The sequence below is a fragment of the Aestuarium zhoushanense genome (genome assembly GCF_056431045.1).
On sequence record NZ_JBWKMA010000022.1, the window covers coordinates 458,472 to 477,153 of the forward strand.

17 protein-coding genes are annotated in these 18,682 nt (G+C 58.0%); 6 read left to right on the plus strand and 11 right to left on the minus strand.

Annotated elements, in window-relative coordinates; genetic code table 11:
• Positions 1–3: 3 nt before the first annotated feature.
• The 6 genes from AC07ED_RS09705 (at position 4) to aat (ending at position 5,486) form a co-directional block, all read left to right on the plus strand.
• Positions 4–1,194 carry a branched-chain amino acid ABC transporter permease gene (locus AC07ED_RS09705; protein ID WP_105235608.1) on the plus strand — a complete coding sequence of 397 codons (1,191 nt, stop codon included), beginning with the start codon at positions 4–6 and terminating at the stop codon, positions 1,192–1,194.
• Positions 1,195–1,206: 12 nt separating this feature from the next.
• Positions 1,207–1,965 carry an ABC transporter ATP-binding protein gene (locus AC07ED_RS09710; protein ID WP_105235609.1) on the plus strand — a complete coding sequence of 253 codons (759 nt, stop codon included), beginning with the start codon at positions 1,207–1,209 and terminating at the stop codon, positions 1,963–1,965.
• A gap of 11 nt (positions 1,966–1,976) precedes the next feature.
• Positions 1,977–2,726, plus strand: a complete 750-nt coding sequence (locus AC07ED_RS09715) for an ABC transporter ATP-binding protein (RefSeq protein ID WP_067548220.1) — start codon at positions 1,977–1,979, stop codon at positions 2,724–2,726.
• A gap of 193 nt (positions 2,727–2,919) precedes the next feature.
• Positions 2,920–3,414 carry an acetyl-CoA carboxylase biotin carboxyl carrier protein gene (gene accB, locus AC07ED_RS09720; RefSeq protein WP_067548223.1) on the plus strand — a complete coding sequence of 165 codons (495 nt, stop codon included), beginning with the start codon at positions 2,920–2,922 and terminating at the stop codon, positions 3,412–3,414.
• 11 nt (positions 3,415–3,425) lie between these two features.
• Positions 3,426–4,769: an acetyl-CoA carboxylase biotin carboxylase subunit gene (accC, locus tag AC07ED_RS09725; RefSeq protein ID WP_105235610.1), complete on the plus strand. Its 1,344-nt coding sequence runs from the start codon at positions 3,426–3,428 to the stop codon at positions 4,767–4,769.
• A gap of 66 nt (positions 4,770–4,835) precedes the next feature.
• The gene (aat, locus tag AC07ED_RS09730; RefSeq protein ID WP_105235611.1) at positions 4,836–5,486 is read left to right on the plus strand and encodes a leucyl/phenylalanyl-tRNA--protein transferase; all 651 of its coding nucleotides are present in this window, start codon (positions 4,836–4,838) and stop codon (positions 5,484–5,486) included.
• On the opposite strand, the gene AC07ED_RS09735 is transcribed toward aat, so the two are convergent.
• The 11 genes from AC07ED_RS09735 to AC07ED_RS09785 all read right to left on the minus strand — a co-directional run bounded on the left by AC07ED_RS09735 (position 5,450) and on the right by AC07ED_RS09785 (position 18,673).
• The gene (locus tag AC07ED_RS09735) at positions 5,450–5,803 is read right to left on the minus strand and encodes a DUF2155 domain-containing protein (protein ID WP_105235612.1); all 354 of its coding nucleotides are present in this window, start codon (positions 5,801–5,803) and stop codon (positions 5,450–5,452) included. The two genes, aat and AC07ED_RS09735, sit on opposite strands and share 37 nt — an antisense overlap.
• On the minus strand, positions 5,803–6,264 hold the full coding sequence (gene mlaD / locus AC07ED_RS09740; RefSeq protein WP_105235613.1) for an outer membrane lipid asymmetry maintenance protein MlaD: 462 nt from the start codon (positions 6,262–6,264) through the stop codon (positions 5,803–5,805). Before mlaD ends, AC07ED_RS09735 begins: the two co-directional genes overlap by 1 nt.
• Before the next feature lie 12 nt (positions 6,265–6,276).
• Positions 6,277–6,660 carry an NADH:ubiquinone oxidoreductase subunit NDUFA12 gene (locus AC07ED_RS09745; RefSeq protein ID WP_478242138.1) on the minus strand — a complete coding sequence of 128 codons (384 nt, stop codon included), beginning with the start codon at positions 6,658–6,660 and terminating at the stop codon, positions 6,277–6,279.
• 82 nt (positions 6,661–6,742) lie between these two features.
• On the minus strand, positions 6,743–7,102 hold the full coding sequence (locus AC07ED_RS09750) for a RidA family protein (protein ID WP_067548242.1): 360 nt from the start codon (positions 7,100–7,102) through the stop codon (positions 6,743–6,745).
• 123 nt (positions 7,103–7,225) lie between these two features.
• Complete coding sequence (gene clpX, locus AC07ED_RS09755; protein WP_105235615.1) at positions 7,226–8,494, minus strand: ATP-dependent Clp protease ATP-binding subunit ClpX; 1,269 nt, start codon at positions 8,492–8,494, stop codon at positions 7,226–7,228.
• 113 nt (positions 8,495–8,607) lie between these two features.
• Positions 8,608–9,228: an ATP-dependent Clp protease proteolytic subunit gene (locus tag AC07ED_RS09760; protein ID WP_067548249.1), complete on the minus strand. Its 621-nt coding sequence runs from the start codon at positions 9,226–9,228 to the stop codon at positions 8,608–8,610.
• Between the two features lie 210 nt (positions 9,229–9,438).
• Positions 9,439–10,608: a beta-barrel domain-containing protein gene (locus AC07ED_RS09765; RefSeq protein WP_105235616.1), complete on the minus strand. Its 1,170-nt coding sequence runs from the start codon at positions 10,606–10,608 to the stop codon at positions 9,439–9,441.
• Entirely contained in the window at positions 10,608–12,839 is a 2,232-nt protein-coding gene (locus AC07ED_RS09770; RefSeq protein ID WP_105235617.1) for an ATP-binding cassette domain-containing protein, read from the minus strand. The genes AC07ED_RS09765 and AC07ED_RS09770 overlap by 1 nt, the downstream gene beginning before the upstream one ends.
• Positions 12,836–14,161 carry a TolC family protein gene (locus AC07ED_RS09775; protein WP_105235618.1) on the minus strand — a complete coding sequence of 442 codons (1,326 nt, stop codon included), beginning with the start codon at positions 14,159–14,161 and terminating at the stop codon, positions 12,836–12,838. The genes AC07ED_RS09770 and AC07ED_RS09775 overlap by 4 nt, the downstream gene beginning before the upstream one ends.
• A 75-nt stretch (positions 14,162–14,236) precedes the next feature.
• Entirely contained in the window at positions 14,237–17,701 is a 3,465-nt protein-coding gene (locus tag AC07ED_RS09780; protein WP_105235619.1) for an Ig-like domain-containing protein, read from the minus strand.
• A 141-nt stretch (positions 17,702–17,842) separates the two neighbouring features.
• Positions 17,843–18,673 (minus strand): YihY/virulence factor BrkB family protein, encoded by an 831-nt coding sequence (locus tag AC07ED_RS09785; protein ID WP_105235620.1) that lies wholly within the window; start codon positions 18,671–18,673, stop codon positions 17,843–17,845.
• Positions 18,674–18,682 lie beyond the last annotated feature (9 nt).

Genomic DNA, 18,682 nt, shown 5'->3' on the forward strand with positions numbered 1-18,682 from the left:
TCCATGTTCGGCTTGAACCAAAAAGACACCAAATTCCTGCTGATCGTGGTCGCGCTGACCTTGCTGACGCCGTTCCTTTTGAACCCTTTCCCCACGGATAGCGCGATGGCGCAGTTCAACGCAGGCTATCCTGCGCTGATGCAGCGCTTTGCGATCTACGGCCTGATGGCAATCGGATTTAACATCCTGTTCGGTCTGACGGGCTACCTGTCGTTCGGTCACGCAGCGTTTCTGGGCGTGGGATCCTACTCTGCGGTTTGGATGTTCAAACTCCTGTCGATGAACATCCTGCCTGCAATCATCCTCGCGATGATCGTATCGGGCCTCTTCGCTCTAGCTATTGGTTACATTAGCTTGCGTCGCTCGGGCATCTACTTCTCGATCCTGACGCTTGCGTTTGCAGAGATGAGCTACCGACTGGCCTATTCGGTTCTGACACCGATCACTAACGGCGAAACGGGCCTTCAGCTGAACCTGAACGACCCGCGTATCCTCGACGGTGCGGCGGATACGAGCTCTCTGCCTGTGCCAGGTCTGTTCGGCATGAAGATGAACAGCACCTACACGCTGGACATCGGCGCATGGAGCTTTGACTTCAACGTGGGCTTCTACGTCTGCGCGGTCATTGCGATCCTTGGCTTCTACATGTCGCTGCGGATTTTCCGTTCGCCGTTCGGCATGATGCTGCGTGCGGTCAAATCGAACCAGCAGCGTATGAACTACACGGGCCTGAACTCGCGTCCCTACACGCTGGCAGCTTTCGTGATCTCTGGCATCTATGCTGGTCTGGCTGGCGCGTTGCTGGCTGCGATGGACCCGCTTGCTGGTGCAGAGCGTATGCAGTGGACTGCGTCGGGCGAGGTGGTTCTGATGACCATCCTCGGCGGTGCGGGCACCCTGATGGGTCCTGTGCTGGGCGCTGGTTTCATCAAATACTGCGAAAACATCTTCTCAAAGATCAACGAAACCATCCTGCACAGCTGGTTCAGCTTCTTGCCTGACAGCCTCGAGTCGGTCGTCGTTTGGTTCTTTGCCCGCTTTGTGGGTGAAGGCTGGCACCTGACCTTGGGCGTGCTGTTCATGCTGATCGTTATCTTCTTGCCGGGCGGCCTCGTTGAGGGTGGCCAGCGGATTGCCTCTTGGTGGAAAAACCGCGGCAAAGACGAAGATTCCTCTAACCAGCCTGCCGAATAAGGAGAGAAACCAATGGGTATTCTTGAAGTCAAAGGCGTCAACAAACGCTTCGGCGGGTTGCAGGCACTGGGTGATGTGAACCTGTCCGTTAAGGAAAACACGGTTCACGCCATCATCGGTCCGAACGGCGCTGGTAAATCGACCCTGCTCAACTGTCTGGTTGGCAAACTGATCCCCGACTCTGGTTCGGTCATGTTTGACGGCCAGTCGGTGCTGGGCCGCAAACCGCACGAGATCAACCAGATGGGCATTTCCCGCGTGTTCCAAACACCGGAAATCTTTAGCGACCTGTCGGTGATCGAAAACGTGATGATCCCCTGCTTTGCAAAGCGTGACGGGGCGTTCCGTATGCATGCCATCGAAACCGTCGAGTCCGAGAAGGACATCGTCGAGATGGCAGAGCAGATGCTCTTGGATGTGAACATGCAAGACAAACGCAACATGCATGCGGGTAGCCTATCGCGCGGTGACAAACGTCGTTTAGAAATGGCGATGTGTCTGGTGCAGAACCCGAAGCTCTTGCTGCTCGACGAACCGACCGCAGGGATGGCGCGTGCTGATACCAACAACACCATCGATCTTCTGAAAGAGATCAAGGCGAAGCGCGACATCACCATGGCGATCATCGAACATGACATGCACGTTGTGTTCTCGCTTGCGGAACGGATCACGGTTCTCGCTCAGGGCACGCCCCTGATCGAAGAAACGCCGGAAAACATCAAAGGCCACCCCAAAGTGCGTGAAGCGTACTTGGGCGAAGCACAGGTCTAAGGGGGCTGATCATGAACAAACCGTTCGACAAAAACGTCAACAACGCCGCCACCCATGCCAAATACCTCAGCGTATGGGACATTCAGGCCTACTACGGCGAAAGCTATATCGTGCAAGGCGTCAGCTTTGACATCCACGAGGGCGAAATCCTCGCGCTCTTGGGCCGTAACGGTGCGGGCAAAACATCCACCCTGCGGGCCATTGCACGCATGGACGATCCTGCGCTGAAACACGGTGAAATCTGGCTCGACCACCAGCCGCTGCACCTGATGAAATCGCATCAGGCTGCTGCTGCGGGCATCGGCCTCGTTCCCGAAGATCGTTGCATCATCCCCGGTCTGACGGTCGAAGAGAACCTGAAGCTCGCACAGATCGCACCGCCAATCGGCTGGTCGCTGGAACGCATCTACGAACTGTTCCCGCGCCTCAAAGAGCGCCGCACCCAAGAGGGCATCACCCTTTCGGGCGGTGAACAGCAGATGCTCGCGATTGCGCGCGCCTTGGCCCGTGACATCAAAGTTCTGCTTCTTGATGAACCCTATGAGGGCCTCGCCCCTGTGATCGTCCAAGAGATCGCAAAGACGCTCAAAATCATCCGTGACCAAGGCATCACCACGATCATCGTTGAACAGAACGCCGTCGCCGCTCTGAAATTGGCGGATCGCGCGGTGATCCTCGATACGGGCACGGTGGTGTTTGATGGATCGGCCCAAGAGGTCCTCGAAGACGAGGCCTTGCGGTCTAAGTATCTGGCGATCTGATACGTTATTGCGCAAACCTCAAAGGTTGCGACATTTTCTTGCAGGCCCGACCCGATGGTTGGGCCTGTTTGCCGTTTATTACCCCCGAAAGGCTACGCCTAACGCTTTCCAGCCTCTATTCATTGGCGTATAAGCCAGAACCAACCGCACTTTTTCAGGGCGGACGCAACGTAATGGCAAGGGCCGAGAAAAGATGAGCAAAGAACGCAGCCACGACGGCGATGTGGATTTTATCCGCGCATTGGCAGAACTCCTCCGCGAAAATGACCTCACCGAATTGGAAGTCGTCCGCGAATATGGCGACAACGACAGCCTGAACGTTCGGGTAAGCCGTCAGCAGCAAATCGTTCAGACGATGGCAATGCCTGCTGCGCCTGCTGCTGCCGCAGCACCTGCTGCTGCACCCGCCGCTGCTGCGCCTGTTGCTGCCGCCAATGACGATCCTGCATCGCACCCGGGCACTGTGACCTCGCCGATGGTTGGTACCGCTTACCTCGCTGCTGAACCTGGTGCTGCACCCTTCGTCACCGTCGGTCAGACCGTGAACGAAGGCGACACACTTCTGATCATCGAAGCGATGAAAACAATGAACCAGATCCCGTCGCCAAAATCCGGCAAGATCAAGACGATCATTGTTGCTGACGGTTCGCCGGTCGATTTCGGTGCTCCGCTCGTTATTATCGAATAAGGCTGCGCCCCATGTTCGATAAAATCCTCATTGCGAACCGTGGCGAGATTGCCCTTCGGGTCGTGCGCGCCTGCCGCGAGATGGGTATCAAATCGGTTGCGGTCCACTCGACCGCTGACGCCGATGCGATGCACGTCCGTATGGCAGACGAGGCGATCTGTATTGGACCGCCCTCTTCCACCGCATCCTACCTGAACTTTCCCGCGATCATCTCCGCTTGTGAAATCTCGGGCGCTCAGGCGATCCACCCAGGCTATGGCTTCCTCTCGGAAAACGCGGCCTTTGTTCAGATCGTCGAAGATCACGGCCTGACCTTTATCGGTCCGTCGGCGGAACACATCCGCATGATGGGCGATAAGATCACCGCAAAAGAAACCGCTGAAAAGCTGGGCATCCCAGTTGTTCCGGGCTCTGCGGGTGGCGTGCCTGACATTGCTGCTGCGAAAAAAGCGGCGGCTGACATGGGCTACCCTGTCATCATCAAAGCGACCGCTGGTGGCGGTGGCCGCGGGATGAAAGTGGCAAAGGACGAGAAAGAGCTGGAAACCGCCTTCTCGACCGCACGTTCTGAAGCGAAAGCCGCATTTGGCAACGCCGAAGTCTACATGGAGAAATACCTCCAGAAGCCGCGCCACATTGAGGTGCAGGTCTTTGGCGACGGTATGGGCGGTGGCGTTCACCTTGGTGAGCGTGATTGTTCGCTCCAGCGTCGTCACCAGAAGGTCTTTGAAGAGGCTCCTGGCCCTTGCATCACCGCAGAAGAGCGCGCCCGTATCGGTGGCATCTGTGCTGAGGCGATCGGCAAAATGGGCTATTCGGGCGCTGGCACGATCGAGTTCCTCTATGAGGACGGAGAGTTCTATTTCATCGAAATGAACACCCGCCTTCAGGTGGAGCACCCCGTGACCGAAGGGATCTTCGGCGTCGACCTCGTGCGTGAGCAGATCCGCGTTGCTGCAAAGCAAGGCCTGTCGTTCACCCAAGACGACCTCAAGATCAACGGCCACGCGATTGAGGTTCGGATCAACGCTGAAAAGCTTCCGAACTTTAGCCCCTGCCCCGGTAAGATCACACAATATCACGCACCAGGTGGTCTGGGCGTTCGGATGGATTCCGCACTTTATGACGGCTATTCGATCCCGCCCTATTACGACAGCTTGATCGGCAAACTGATCGTGCATGGTCGCGACCGTCCCGAAGCCTTGGCCCGTCTGAACCGTGCCTTGGGCGAACTGATCGTTGATGGCGTCGATACCACCATCCCACTGTTCCACGCACTCCTTGCGGAACCGGATGTGCAGTCAGGGAACTACAACATCCACTGGCTGGAAAAATGGCTCGAAGCCAACACCTGATTTAAAAGGGCGCGCTACCACAGCGCGCCCTTTTTCTATGCCGCATCTGTGCCTATGGTGCGGATCATGCGTGACGAAACACCTGCCCTGACACCTGAACTCTTGCTCAACGCCTATGCGTCGGGCGTGTTCCCCATGTCAGAGTCTCGTGATGATCCAGAGGTGTTCTGGGTCGATCCGCGATTTCGTGGCATCATCCCGATCGGTGGGTTCCACATCTCGCGCAGCCTCGCCAAACGGATGCGGCGGGGCGGGTTCAGGGTCAGCTTTGACACAGCGTTCGAGCAGGTCGTAGAGGGCTGCGCTGACCGTGATGAGACATGGATCAGCGATACCATCTTTGCGCTCTACACCGCGCTCTATAAGGCTGGCTTTGCCCATTCGGTCGAGGTCTGGGAGGGCGATACCCTCATCGGCGGCAGCTACGGCGTGGCCTTGGGTGGCGCCTATTTCGGGGAGAGCATGTTTTCGCGTCGCACCGATGCGTCCAAGATCGCGCTGGCATGGCTGATTGATAGACTACGGCTCGACGGGTTCACCCTGTTCGACACGCAATTCCTGACGCCGCATTTGGCTTCCTTGGGCGGGATCGAAATCCCACGTGGTGAATACCGGAAACGGTTGAAAGCGGCTCTGGCAGAGCCCGCACGGTTCAATGCAGAGGCCCCGATAGAGCCAGCTTATTCAGTGATACAGCGCAGCACCCAGACGTCGTAACGCGGGTGGTCCATCGCGTTAAGCGCGGGGGCCGAGGCGATCATCCAGCCCGAAAACGCGGGCGTCGCGTTGTCGCGATACATCACGGTCACTTCGGCATAGGCATCGCCCGACGGGTTGTCGGTGGGATAGCGGCATTCGCCCAATGTTACCGTGAGGTGGCCCAAGGTTGTCGCCTCGCCAGAGGCCAGAACCAGATCGCTCACCACGCCTGTGATTTTGTCCAAGACGCGCAATTCGCCTTTCGGTGCAACGCTGACTTCTTGGGCCGCAACGGGCGCTGCACAGAGCGCGAAGGCAAAGGCCAGCGCGCGCATCAGTTCGTGCTTCCGCTATCGCCAGAGCCCGAGACGAACTTCAGCAAGAGGTTCATCAGACTGACTGAGCCTTGGGTGTCGAGGATTTCTTCACCCGGTTGGTAGTTGTCGAACGACGCACCTGGCAGAATCTCAACGAAGTTACCGCCAAGCAGACCCTCGGACGCGATCACAGCAGTGCTGTCATTTGGAACAGGCACGCCGTCACGCATCGACAGAACGGTCGTGGCGCGGAACAATTCGGTATCGAGTTTGATATCGCTGACGGTGCCAACTTTCACGCCGACCATGCGCACGTCGGTGCCAACGCTGACGCCTTCAATCGAACGGAAGCTGGCGTTCAGCGCGTAATCCGATCCACCCGACGCGAAATCAGTGAACTTGGACGCATAGCCCAAAAAGCCGACCGCCACGGCAAGAACCGCGGCGCCGACAAGTGTTTCTGTGGTGTGATTAGCCATGAGGCGAGCTCCTTATTCGGGCTGCCATGCCTCGTAATCGGCACGCTCTGCTGGCTGTGCGCGGCGGATCGAACCAGCCGGAGCATAGGCCATCGCGGTGCCTGTCAGGTTTTCCTGATGCGGCTTTTCCCACGGCTTGTGGTTCAACGGAACCTCGCTCGGCGGGGTGTCGAATGTGCGGTGCAGCCAGCCGTGCCAGTCAGGATCGATGCGCGAGGCTTCGATCTCTCCATTGAAGATCACCCAACGGCGGGAATCATCACGGGTCTTGTAGAAAATGTTGCCCTGCGAATCTTCGCCAACTTTGACGCCTTTGCGCCAAGTAAACAGTTGGGTGCCAATGGTTTGTCCGTCCCACCAAGTCAGCAGGCGTTTGATGATGTTCGGAAGGCCCATGGACCGCTCCCTTAAATCGACACTTGGGTTATGTCGCAACGGGCACCAAAGGTCCAGTGCCCGCCGCGCCGCAAAGGGGATTTTAGCCTGCGAGTGCAGTCACTTCGATCTCGATCCGGTATTTCGGGTCGATCAGGTTGCATTCGACCATGGTCGCTGCGGGTGGGTTTGCGCCGAATACCTCGCGCAGGGTCGGCCAGCAGGGTTCGAACTCTGCCGCGTCGGGGAGGTAGTAGGTCACGCGAACGGTCTTGCTCAGGTCGCTGCCAGCTTCTTTGAGAGCGTTCGAAATGGTGGTCAGCGCGGCCTTGCACTGTTCAACCACATCATCGCCCTGCCCAACGGTGCCAGCAACGTGGACAAACCCACCAGCCACAACAGCGCGGCAGTAGCCGATTTTTTCCTCAAATGGGCTACCCGTGAAAATGCGTTTCATCGTCATTTGGATGATCCTTTATTGGCGTTGCCGTTGCGTTAGAACCAAACGCAGGGCGTTTCAATATGGATTGTGAGCAACGAAAAAGGCCGCCCAATTTGGACGGCCCTATTTCAGGAATTCGTTGCATTAGCTTGCGCTGGCTTTTTCGCTCTTTGCGTCTTCTTCGAAGATCATCAGCGGTTTGGAATCAGGGCCAACAGCCTCTTCGTTGACGACGACTTCGGTGACGTTTTCCATGCCCGGCAGGTCGAACATCGTGTCGAGCAGGATGTCTTCCATGATGGAGCGAAGACCACGTGCGCCTGTCTTGCGATCGATGGCCTTTTTCGCGATGGCGCGCAGGGCATCATCGGTAAAGGTCAGGTCAACGCCCTCAATCTCGAACAGCTTCTGGTATTGTTTGACCAGAGCGTTCTTTGGTTGAGTCAGGATGATGATCAGCGCGTCCTCGTCTAGATCGGTGAGGGTTGCGATCACGGGCAGACGGCCCACGAATTCAGGGATCAGACCAAATTTCAGCAGATCTTCGGGTTCGAGTTCTTTGAAGATCTCGCCAACGCCACGGTCGTCATTCTCTTTGACAGCAGCACCAAAGCCGATGCCAGAACCCTTACCGCGCTGCGCGATAATCTTATCAAGGCCCGCGAAGGCACCACCACAGATGAACAGAATGTTCGTGGTGTCGACTTGCAGGAATTCCTGTTGCGGATGCTTACGGCCACCCTGCGGCGGAACTGACGCAACGGTGCCTTCCATGATCTTCAGCAGAGCCTGCTGCACGCCCTCGCCCGATACGTCACGGGTGATGGACGGGTTGTCAGACTTGCGGGTGATCTTATCGACCTCGTCGATATAAACGATGCCGCGCTGTGCACGCTCAACGTTGTATTCCGACGCCTGAAGCAGTTTCAGGATAATGTTCTCAACGTCCTCACCCACATAACCCGCTTCGGTCAGGGTGGTGGCGTCCGCCATAGTGAACGGCACATCAAGGATACGGGCCAGCGTCTGGGCAAGCAGTGTTTTACCGCAACCCGTCGGACCGATCAGCATGATGTTCGATTTCGCCAGTTCGATTTCGCCAGCTTTGCCAGAGTGATGCAGGCGTTTGTAGTGGTTATGCACCGCAACAGAGAGCACGCGCTTTGCGTGTTCCTGACCGATCACGTAGTCGTCCAGAACCTTGCAGATATCGCGCGGTGTCGGAACGCCTTCGGTGGTTTTGAGGCCCGACGACTTTGTCTCTTCGCGGATGATATCCATGCAAAGTTCGACGCATTCATCACAAATGAACACGGTCGGTCCTGCGATCAGCTTGCGCACCTCATGCTGACTCTTACCGCAGAAGCTGCAGTAGAGGGTGTTTTTGCTGTCGCTGCCTGTCGTATTCGCCATACTGGTTCCCCTGGGCGTCTGTCGTCGTTGTAAACGGTCCGGTGCCTTTGAAGTCCGAGACTATGGCAGGCCGGACCGGTCCACAACGCCAAAAAGTAATAACAAAGGGCGGATTATTCCGCCGCTTCGCCGCGGTTCTGCAGGATCTCGTCGATGTGACCCCAGTCTTTTGCTTCTTGCGGCGACATAAAGTTGTCGCGCTCCAGCGCCTTCTCAACAACCTCAAGCGGCTGTCCAGTGTGGTGGACGTAGAGTTGATACAGCTGGTTGCGGATTTTCTGGGTTTCTTGGGCGTGGATCATAATGTCCGTCGCCTGACCCTGATAGCCACCAGAAGGCTGGTGCACCATGATACGTGCGTTTGGCAGGGCAAAGCGCATACCTTTTTCGCCCGCCATCGACAGGACCGACCCCATCGACGCAGCCTGACCCACAACGAGGGTCGAAACCTTCGGACGGATGTACTGCATGGTGTCGTAGATCGACAGGCCAGCGGTCACAACACCACCGGGGCTGTTGATATACATGCTGATTTCTTTTTTCGGGTTTTCCGATTCAAGGAACAGAAGCTGCGCAACGATCAGCTGCGCCATGCCGTCATGCACCGGACCGTTCACGAAAATGATGCGTTCCTTCAGGAGGCGCGAGAAAATATCGTAAGCACGTTCGCCACGCGCGGTTTGTTCGACAACCATGGGCACAAGGTTGGCATAGGTCTCGATCGGGTCTCTCATCATCACTGCCTCGAATTGGGGACGCGCACGTCGATAACACGGGTTTTCCAAACAGAGTCTTAGTGGTCAGTTAGGGGGGCTTCAAGCCCAGCTGCCCGCTTTGCTCACTTTGGTCCTGCTTCCTATGGTGGGAAAAGGTCAATGAAACACAAATACAGGGGCCAAAGGGCCCCTGCTGTTGTCAAAAAATGTCGTGATGGGTTTGCGGACCTAGCGTTCGCGCAGCGCCTCTGACCCGCGATAAAGCGGTTTCGTGAGATATTGCAGTACGGTTTTCCCACCAGTGTGCAATTCGACCGTCGCTTGCATGCCCGGACGAATCTCAATCTCGCGCTGGCGATCGGTCAGATTAGAGAGATCGACACGCAAGGTCACCTTATAGTGCGGCGGAATATCGGGGCGACGGTCGTCCTTGAACGTGTCCGCCGAAATAAAATCGACCGTCGCGTTCAGGGTGCCGTAGATCGTGTAATCATAGGCCGAGAGTTTGATATTCGCGTCTTGCCCTGTGCGGACGTTCGCAATGTCCTCGGGTTTGACATGGGCCTCAACGAACAACTCGTCGTCCAATGGAATGATCTGGAAAATCTCTTCCCCCGGACGGACAACGCCGCCAATGGTCGTGACGGCAAGGTTATTCACCACACCACGCATCGGTGCGACGATGACCGTGCGGTTCAATTGGTCCTGAGCCATGCGCAACTCTTGGGTCAGGGTGCCGATGATTTGCAACACTTCTGAATATTCATTCGCCCGTTCCAACTCTGCGCCCGTCACGATGTCGTTGTAACGGTTTTGGGCATCCGAGTGGGCCTTACGCGCGTTCGTCACTTCGAACAGCGCGACGATCTCGCGGCGATACATATCCTCCATCGAGGCCAATTCGCGCTCTGTCTCACGCAAGACCGCCTGCGCCCCGCTGATGCGGCTCTGATAGTCCGCCTGACGCGCCTGAAGAAGCGCGCGTTCAGACGCAACGGTCGTCGGGCTGTGCTGTGCGAAAATCGGTGCCACCTCGAAATCGGTTTGGCCTGCCATCTCTGCCTCTAGGCGGGTACGGCGGATACTTGCGGCCACGAGTTGATCGGCAAGGTCATCCACAGCCGCCTGAAACTGCGTCCCGCGCAGCCGTGCGAGCACTTGACCCGGTTCAACAACGGAGCCTTCGCTGACCAAAAGCTCAGCGAGGATACCGCCTTCGAGGTTCTGAACGATCTGCGGGCGGGCAGCAGAAATGATCTGACCATCGGCCCGAACGATTTCATCAACCCACGCAAACTTTGCCCAGATCAGGAACACCAGAACGGTCGCCACAACAAGCCAAATGATACGGCTAGAGGAACCGAGACCTTTTTCGAATTCTGCGTCTACCGTTGCCATTAGCCTGCTACCTTTTTGTTGCGCAGATGGGCCATAACTTCGTCACGAGGGCCATCGACGGCCAAACGGCCATTTTGCAGAATAACGGTGCGCCCCGTCAGTTGCAGGATGGGCACGCGGTGCGTCGCGATGATCGCAGTGCGCTGACCCAGCCAGTGATCGAGACGAGACACAAGTGTCGCCTCAAGCGTCTGGTCGAGCGCTGCGGTCGGTTCATCCAGCAAACAGACCTTGGGATCCTGAAGCCACAACCGCGCCCAGCCAATCGACTGACGTTGACCGACGGACAAGCCCTGCCCCGCGTCCGAAATCGGCATGTCGAGGCCTTTGGGATGCGCACGTACAAACGGACCAAGCCCCGCGAAATCGAGCGATTTCAACAGACGTTCATCATCGCGTTCGAGCATCGTCATGTTGAGGTTGTCGCGCAGGGTGCCTGCGAACAGACGCACCTCTTGGCCGAGGTAGCCAACATTCCGACGCAGGTCGCGCGGCATGATCTGGCCCATATCAACCCCGTCGAGCATCACGCGACCACCCGTTGGTGGATAGAGACCCGACAGGATTTTGAGCAGCGTGGATTTCCCCGACCCGTTCGCACCGAGGATCGCAACCCGTTGTCCTGCTTCGATTTTAAGCGACGAAATATCAACCACGCGGTCGCTGTCTTCGTCGTATTTGAACATCAGATCGCGCAGTTCGAACGCACCATCGACCGTATCGCGGCGCAGGTAGCTGCGGGTTTCATCCATGTCTTGCGGCGCATCTGCGACCTTGTCCAAGGCATCCAGTGCGGCCTTCACATTCGACCAGCGTGCCATCGTCGCCGCCAATTGCGTCAACGGGCCAAGCGTACGGGAGGTCAGGATACCCACGGCGATAATCGTGCCGACGGTATATTCGCCCGAGAACACCATGAAGGTGCCCGTCACAACTGCCGCAACATAGGTCGCCTGCTGGACGCCTTGGCTCCAGAAGGTGAGGGTCGAGGCCAGTTTGCGCTGTTCTGATGTCGCCAGAGAGTTCAGCGCCGACAATTCAGTCCACTGACGGCGGAACCGATCCTCGCCACGGGTGGCTTTGATCGTGTCGGATTCATAGACGATTTCGTGCAGAAGGCGATTTGCCTTTGTGCTCGCCCCTTGGGTCTGGCGGGTCAGCGCGATCATTTTGCGCTGCAAGACAAAGCTCGGCGCGACCATGAGGACACCACCAGCAAAGAGCACCCAAACCACGTTACCGCCAATCGACGCCACAAGCGCGAGGAACAGCACGATGAACGGCAAATCAGTCAGCGTGCCGATGGTCGAGGCGGTAAAGAATTCGCGGATCGACCCAAACTCACGCACGGCAGAAAACGTCTGCGACGGGGAATTCGCGGCACCCGCTTTCATGCCCAGCACCTTATCAACGAGGAGCTGTTGCACTTTCATCTCAATCTGACGCCCTGCCCCGTCCATCAGACGGGCGCGCGCGATACGCAAGAAGGCTTCCAAGATCATCGCGAGGCCAGCGCCAATCGCCAGCACCCAGAGGGTGGCGGTGGATTGGTGCGGGATCACGCGGTCATAGACTTGCAAGGAAAACAGTGCGATCGCCACGGCCAAAAGGTTCGCAACGAACGACCCAACAGCCACTTCGGCCACGTGACGGCGGAAGCGTTTCAATTCGCCCCAGAACCAGTGGGCCTTTTTGTCCTTTTCCGCATGGCGACGGGTCAGTTCACTGACCGCAACATCGGCACGCACAATCGTGCCCGTGAACACAGGCATGAAATCAGACAGCGGCACCTCTGCGCGGTTCCCGTCGCAGGTGGTGTCATAAATAAAGAACGTGTTGCCCTGCTGTTCGAGCACCAGAACCATCTGGCCCGAGGTCATCTCGGCCAGCGCGGGCCAGAGCGTGTTCACGGGCGTTGCGATCTTTTTGACCTTTGCCACCAGACCAGAATCCGACAGCGCACCTGCGATCCCAGCCGAAGTGATCGCATCGCCATCAGCGGATACGATTTTTTCCAGCAGGTCCGCGCGGATCACATCGACGCCCAAAAGTCCCGCGTAGGTCGCGGCCAGATCGGCGCGAGCGCGAGCTTTGGGGGTAAAGCGGTCTTCGTAATGGGGTTCAGGCGCAGCAGCGGTTTGCCCTGCCTGCGTTTTGTCAGCCGTGGTCAGGCGGGTCACCTTACCGCCACGGGTGGCATTGATATCAAAGGCCAATACTGGGCCGGTCATATCCGTTCTCCGTCAACAAGAGTGCCGTGGATCGCTGCAATTCGAAGTTCCACTTTGGCAATGTCATATTGAATGACCACGGCAGCACGTTCTGTGCGCACCTTGGTCTCGAAGACGCCCACCACGTCATTCACGGTTCGCTGCCCTTCGCGAAGTTGGGCGGCGAAAATGTCATAGTTCGCAGCCGCTTGGGCCGCGAGAGTTTGTGCCTGCGCCATTTGACGTTGCAGGCTGCCCAGCTCGGCTTCCAATGCGCGCAAATCGCGGTTGGTATCCTCGCGGGTTTGACCGACACGCGCACGCGCGGCGGCTTCTTGGGCTTCGACAGCACGCATTGCTGCGCCATTGCCGAAACCAAGGCCATTGGGAATGCCCACCCCAATGCCGAAATCTGATCCGTTGTTATTCACGGTGCCCGTTGCCGTCACACCCGGCAGGAACCCAGCGCGTTCAGCGCGTGCTGCGGCGATGCCGCGCTGCGCTTCTGCCTCTGCCTTGAGCACGCTCAAGGGCAGCGCATTGGCAGCCGAGGACTGGATCGCGGTCAGGCCATGCACAGTGTCCAGCGGACGGGCCGCCATCGCGTTCAACTCTGCCATCGCGGCCAAGGACGCCTCTTGGTCAGACAAGAGGTCCGACCGCATCTGCGCGAGCTTTTGCTCCACGATCTGCAGGTCCGCGCGATTCGACACGCCACCCCGTACACGTTCGCTCATCACATAGGCGAAGTGGTTCATCCGCTCCAAGGCGGCAGCGTTCACGCCAGCGCGGGCCTGCATCGCCTCAGCAGTGATGTAGAGTTCGAGCGCATCCAGAACGCGATGGTTGGTATCTTGGGCCAAGGCAACGGCGGCCACCTCAACATCGGCGGCAGCGTAATCGCGTTCCGCCTTACGGCGCCCGTTGTCAAAAAGGGTCTGTTCCACGACGAGGCTCGCCACCACGGACCCCAGCGAGGTCAGGCTCACATTCGGGCCGAGTGACGGGAGCCAATTCGACGATGCGGCCTCTGCCCGCAGACGTGCGGCCCGCAGATCGGCCTCAGCCGCGCGGGAGTTCGCGTCGAGGACAGCACTCGCCACTTCGGCGTAAGGGCCTTCGGGCAAAATGGAACGGCGGTTCAGGAGGCCTGCGATAATCTCGGATTCCGTGCCGTTTTCCATTTGCGGGCTCAGCACGGATTGCGGTTGGGTATCTTCGGCTGGCGAGAGAAAATTAAACGCATTGCGTGTAACGCCAATGCCGCCCTCACCCGACCCCATGCATCCCGACAGGGCAGAGCCGAGCGCGAGCGCACCCAAAGCTTTGCCTATCGACCGCATGTTACCCACAACTACCTCAATTCTTCTGTCTTAACCTCATGGATCGGGCCACCCGTGGGGCAGCCCGTATCGGGATTAGATGATGACGTTGACGCCATCCTCGATGTAGAGCGTGTGGTTGCCGCCCAGCGTGTAGACGTGGAAGTCCGTGCCATCGACCGTCTCAACACCGCCTGCAACTGCGCCATTGATCGTGACCGTGTCGTCGGAACCGCCATGAATGGTCAGCTCGTTCGAGCCTTTGGTCAGGTCTTCAATGTCAGATGCGGTCAGGGTCAGATCGCCATCTTCTGCAAAGCTGAGGTCAATCGCGCCAAAGTCGAAGTTATCGAGCAGCGGGTTCGCGATATCGACCACACCGCTGGATGCCTCATCGAGAACAACCAAGGTCGATGTTTCGTTGCCCGCATCGTCCGTTGCAGACACAACGAGGTTCGTCTCATCCGCAATCGGCGTATCGAAATCGAGCCAGCCAGACATCGTCTGCGACGGCGTGAAGGTCAGCGGAGCCGCATGTTGACCGTCGGTCACATCGTAAAGTTCGATGTTCGCCGCATCGTCCGACACGATGATCGCCTCGATGCCTTGGCCGCTGACGATCTTGTGGTCAACGGTTGCGGCATCTGGGCCGATGGTGTCGATCTCAACGATTTGCGTTGTTTCGCGGACGTTACCAACCGCGTCAGTCGCTTTGATCGTGACATCCGCCGCATAGTCGCCCGAACGGATTTCGTCGGCGTCAAAGGTCACTTCCCACGATCCATCACGGCCTACGGTGGCCACACGGGTCATGCCGTCAAAGGTGACCAGAACCGTCGAACCCACCTCAACCGTGCCCGTCAGGGTGATCCCATCCTGAAGTTCGTAAGCGTTTGCGACGTTGTCAGTTTCAGTCGCATCGGCGGTCAGCGTATTCACGATGGTATCAACGCGCACGGTGTCCGAGATGGTGCTGACGTTGCCCGCAGGGTCGGTCGCACGGGCCACGATTGGCGCGGTGTATTCGCCGCTCGGAATTTCGCCAGCAGTGAACTCGACGTTCCACTGACCGTCAGACCCCGCATAGACGGTTTTCGTCACAGCGCTGCTGCCCGATCCAAAGGTCACGACGACCTTGGATAGAGGCTCTACCGTGCCGTTGACGTTGAACCCGTCCGAGGCTTCGTCGCCGCTGATCATGTCGTCGCCTTCGAACTGGATCGCAGCGAAGGCGTGGTTCACGACCTGAGTGTCGATGTGGACAGAGTCCGATACGGTTTTGGAGTTGCCAGCCGCATCAGTGATCGACGCCGTGATATCGGCGTCATAGGTGCCTGCCGGGATTTCCGAGGCGAGGAACTTGGACGACCATGCGCCTGCCGAATTGGCGACAACCGTGTGCGTTGCGCTGCCAAATGTGACAGTGACCGGCAGTCCAGGTGTCGCGGTACCTGTGATGACAACGCCGTCAGCCACTTCGACCGCATTCACAACGTCGTCGATTTCAATCGGCGCCGAGGACAGCGTCAGATCGCCAGCCACGGTATCAACGCGAACGCTTTCCGAGATTTGGCTGGTGTTGCCCGCCGCGTCAGTCGCGGTGATCACCAGTGCGGTGTTGTATTCACCTACAGCCAGCGTTCCCGCAGGATAGGTGACAGTCCAGCTGCCGTTTGCCGCAACGGTCGCAGGCAGCGTCACACCACCGAGGCTCACCGAAACGGTAGAGCCCGCTTCGACCATACCGCTCGCGGTGATCGCTTGGCCTTGTTCAGAGAGGTTGACCACACCGTCGCCGCCCACTTGACCGTTCGTATGGGTCAATGTGTTGACGAAGGGGTCGAACGTCACGGAACCCGTCGTGGTTTCCACGTTGCCCGACCCATCCGTTGCAACGGCTTTCACCGTGAGGGTCGTCTCGATAGTTGGAAGCTCGCTGGCGATCCACGATGCGGACCATGATCCGTCGTTGCCCGCAGTCACGGTGCGGGTAAAGCCATTGAGCGTTACGGCGACAGAGGACCCAGCCTCTGCCGTACCAGTGAGCGTGATGCCGTCAGAGGCTTCTGCTCCGTTTACAATCCCGTCGCCCTCAACTGCGCCAGAATTGATCGCGAGTCCCATCTCTGTATCGACATGGAACGAACCTGTGGTGGTTGCGGTGTTGCCCGCAAGATCAGTCGCAACAGCGGTAACTGTTGCGTCATAGGTGCCCTCGGGCAGATCGGTCGAGGTGAAAGTCGCCGACCACGAACCATCTTCGCCCGCCACGACCGTGTGGGTTACAGTGCCGATGGTCACGGCCACGCTTGCGTTGGCCTGTGCCATGCCAGTGACGGACACACCCGCCGCATGTTCGGATGCGTTCACCGTGCCATCGCCGCCGATGAGCGAGGTCGACATAGAGACAGACGTCTCAGTGTCGATCGCGACAGAACCGCTGATGTCAGAGGTGTTGCCATAGGCATCGGTCACCGAAACGGTCACGTCGAGGTTATATTCGCCCGCCTCAACCGCACCATCAGGCAAGGTCAGGGACCACGAACCGCCCGTGACGGTCGCCTCGTATGCCATACCGCCCACGGTCACCATGACGGTCGAACCCGTTTCAACAGTGCCCGAAAGCGTCACGCCGCCCGCAAGTTCCTGTGCGTTGATCAACAGATCGCCGCCGTTAGCACCCTCGTTCAAGGTCACAGTCGCGACGGTATCGACAACGATCTCAGCTGTGGTGGTCGATGTTTCTCCGCCGCTGGTGATCGTGACGGTCGCAGTTTCGGTATATTCGCCGCCTGGCAGATCACCAGGTTGGAACACAACTTCCCAAGTGCCGTCTTCGCCAACGGTGGTGGTTTCGGTCACGCCACCAACGGTCACGGTCACTTCGCCACCTGGGGTGCCTGTGCCGCCCAGTTCGATGCCGTTGTCATAATCGTTGCTGTTCACGACGGTATCTTCGGCTGCAGCGCCCGTTTGCGCAGTCACATAGACACCCGAGCCACCGCCCGAACCACCGCCCGTCAGACCCGTGACAATCGCCGCGCCACCGATAGCCGCAGCGCCAACACCCGCGCCTGCACCAATACCGCCGATCCCAGCCAACAGCGGGGCAGCGAGCATGCCGACCTGATCGTCCTCAACAGGATAGACTTCGTTATATCCAGCGAGCTGAACCTCGGAGCCACGGAGAAAATAGAGATCGTCGTCAGGGCTCCATTTTCCAAAGGCTTCCGCCTCGGAGTAGTTCGCGTAGTAGAAACCATCGCTCACTTCGGCCAGTTCGACCTGTGCCAGAACACCGCCAGATGACAGGTAGAGGTCGTTTTCGGGGATACCCTCGGGGGTAAAGAACCCTTCGATCATGATCACGCGACCATCGATCAAAACAACCTGAAGCGCCTGCCCCTGCCGAGAATACGACTGAACCTGCGCCCTCGAAAGGTTAAGGGAAATATCTTCATCTACGGAAACGATGATCGAAGCGGCTGCGCCATCACCTGCAACATTTCCGTGCTCAATTTGGCCCGCGGAATCGCGGACTACGAACTCAATCGCCGACATAAAATACTACTCCGCCTCGGATTTCCGGCTCACGTTAGATGGAGTCCGGTTATTCTTTTGATATGAAACTATCCGAATGGATCATCAATTACTAGTGAAAAAATTTCACTATTCCCCAATTTCTACCATACGCCCCTAGTCTTAGGGGTAGGTTCGGGCGATGGCGACGTTTAACGCGCCGCCCAGCAAGACCAAATAGGCCGATAAATAAAACCACATCAGGAGCGCCACCACCGCGCCGAGCGACCCGTAAACCTGATTATAATTCCCGAAATTTGCGATGTAGGCCGAAAAGGCGATCGACACCAAATACCACAGGCAAACCGCGACAAAGGCCCCCACGGTCACCCAGCGGGATCGCGGAGAGGCATGAGGTCCGTAGCGATACAAAATCCCCAAAGTCGCTAAGAGGACAAAGAGCGCCACAGCCCAGCGGATCAATTCGATCAGGCCGCTCCATTCATTGGCGAGCGGGACAAAAGCAATCGCGATTGGGGCCGCAACAACGACGATCAGGGCGATCAACGCCACACCAATCATCGCCACCGTCATCACAAATGCGGTCACAGCGTGCCGAACCCCTGACCGCGTTTGCCCAGAATAGATCGCGTTCAATCCCCGCAGCATCGCGCCAACACCCGCCCGCGCCGACCAGAGCGCGATGGCAAGTGACACAAACGACGCCCACCCCAGCGTCGTAGCCCCTGCCCCAAGCAACCGATCAATCTGCGCCTCAAACAAGGTGAACACATCCGCAGGGATCACGTCCCGCAGCAGGTCGAGCTGTTCGGCGATCACGACAGGGTCTGCCACGATGCCAAACATCGCGATCGACGCCGCAAAGGCAGGAAAAATCGAGAACATCCCATAAAACGCCACGCCCGCAGAAATCAGGTCGAGGTCGTTTTTCCCCAGCACATCGCGGAAGGATCGCCAGATCAGAACTATGCGCGAGAGGGACAGGTCAGCCATAGGGCTAAA

What these genes read in the sequence shown, in the direction of transcription:
- AC07ED_RS09705 (WP_105235608.1), top strand. Translation starts at nt 4, where the DNA reads ATGTTCGGCTTGAACCAAAAAGACACCAAATTCCTGCTGATCGTGGTC.
- AC07ED_RS09710 (WP_105235609.1), top strand. Translation starts at nt 1,207, where the DNA reads ATGGGTATTCTTGAAGTCAAAGGCGTCAACAAACGCTTCGGCGGGTTG.
- AC07ED_RS09715 (WP_067548220.1), top strand. Translation starts at nt 1,977, where the DNA reads ATGAACAAACCGTTCGACAAAAACGTCAACAACGCCGCCACCCATGCC.
- accB (WP_067548223.1), top strand. Translation starts at nt 2,920, where the DNA reads ATGAGCAAAGAACGCAGCCACGACGGCGATGTGGATTTTATCCGCGCA.
- accC (WP_105235610.1), top strand. Translation starts at nt 3,426, where the DNA reads ATGTTCGATAAAATCCTCATTGCGAACCGTGGCGAGATTGCCCTTCGG.
- aat (WP_105235611.1), top strand. Translation starts at nt 4,836, where the DNA reads ATGCGTGACGAAACACCTGCCCTGACACCTGAACTCTTGCTCAACGCC.
- AC07ED_RS09735 (WP_105235612.1), bottom strand. Translation starts at nt 5,803, where the DNA reads ATGCGCGCGCTGGCCTTTGCCTTCGCGCTCTGTGCAGCGCCCGTTGCG.
- mlaD (WP_105235613.1), bottom strand. Translation starts at nt 6,264, where the DNA reads ATGGCTAATCACACCACAGAAACACTTGTCGGCGCCGCGGTTCTTGCC.
- AC07ED_RS09745 (WP_478242138.1), bottom strand. Translation starts at nt 6,660, where the DNA reads ATGGGCCTTCCGAACATCATCAAACGCCTGCTGACTTGGTGGGACGGA.
- AC07ED_RS09750 (WP_067548242.1), bottom strand. Translation starts at nt 7,102, where the DNA reads ATGACGATGAAACGCATTTTCACGGGTAGCCCATTTGAGGAAAAAATC.
- clpX (WP_105235615.1), bottom strand. Translation starts at nt 8,494, where the DNA reads ATGGCGAATACGACAGGCAGCGACAGCAAAAACACCCTCTACTGCAGC.
- AC07ED_RS09760 (WP_067548249.1), bottom strand. Translation starts at nt 9,228, where the DNA reads ATGAGAGACCCGATCGAGACCTATGCCAACCTTGTGCCCATGGTTGTC.
- AC07ED_RS09765 (WP_105235616.1), bottom strand. Translation starts at nt 10,608, where the DNA reads ATGGCAACGGTAGACGCAGAATTCGAAAAAGGTCTCGGTTCCTCTAGC.
- AC07ED_RS09770 (WP_105235617.1), bottom strand. Translation starts at nt 12,839, where the DNA reads ATGACCGGCCCAGTATTGGCCTTTGATATCAATGCCACCCGTGGCGGT.
- AC07ED_RS09775 (WP_105235618.1), bottom strand. Translation starts at nt 14,161, where the DNA reads ATGCGGTCGATAGGCAAAGCTTTGGGTGCGCTCGCGCTCGGCTCTGCC.
- AC07ED_RS09780 (WP_105235619.1), bottom strand. Translation starts at nt 17,701, where the DNA reads ATGTCGGCGATTGAGTTCGTAGTCCGCGATTCCGCGGGCCAAATTGAG.
- AC07ED_RS09785 (WP_105235620.1), bottom strand. Translation starts at nt 18,673, where the DNA reads ATGGCTGACCTGTCCCTCTCGCGCATAGTTCTGATCTGGCGATCCTTC.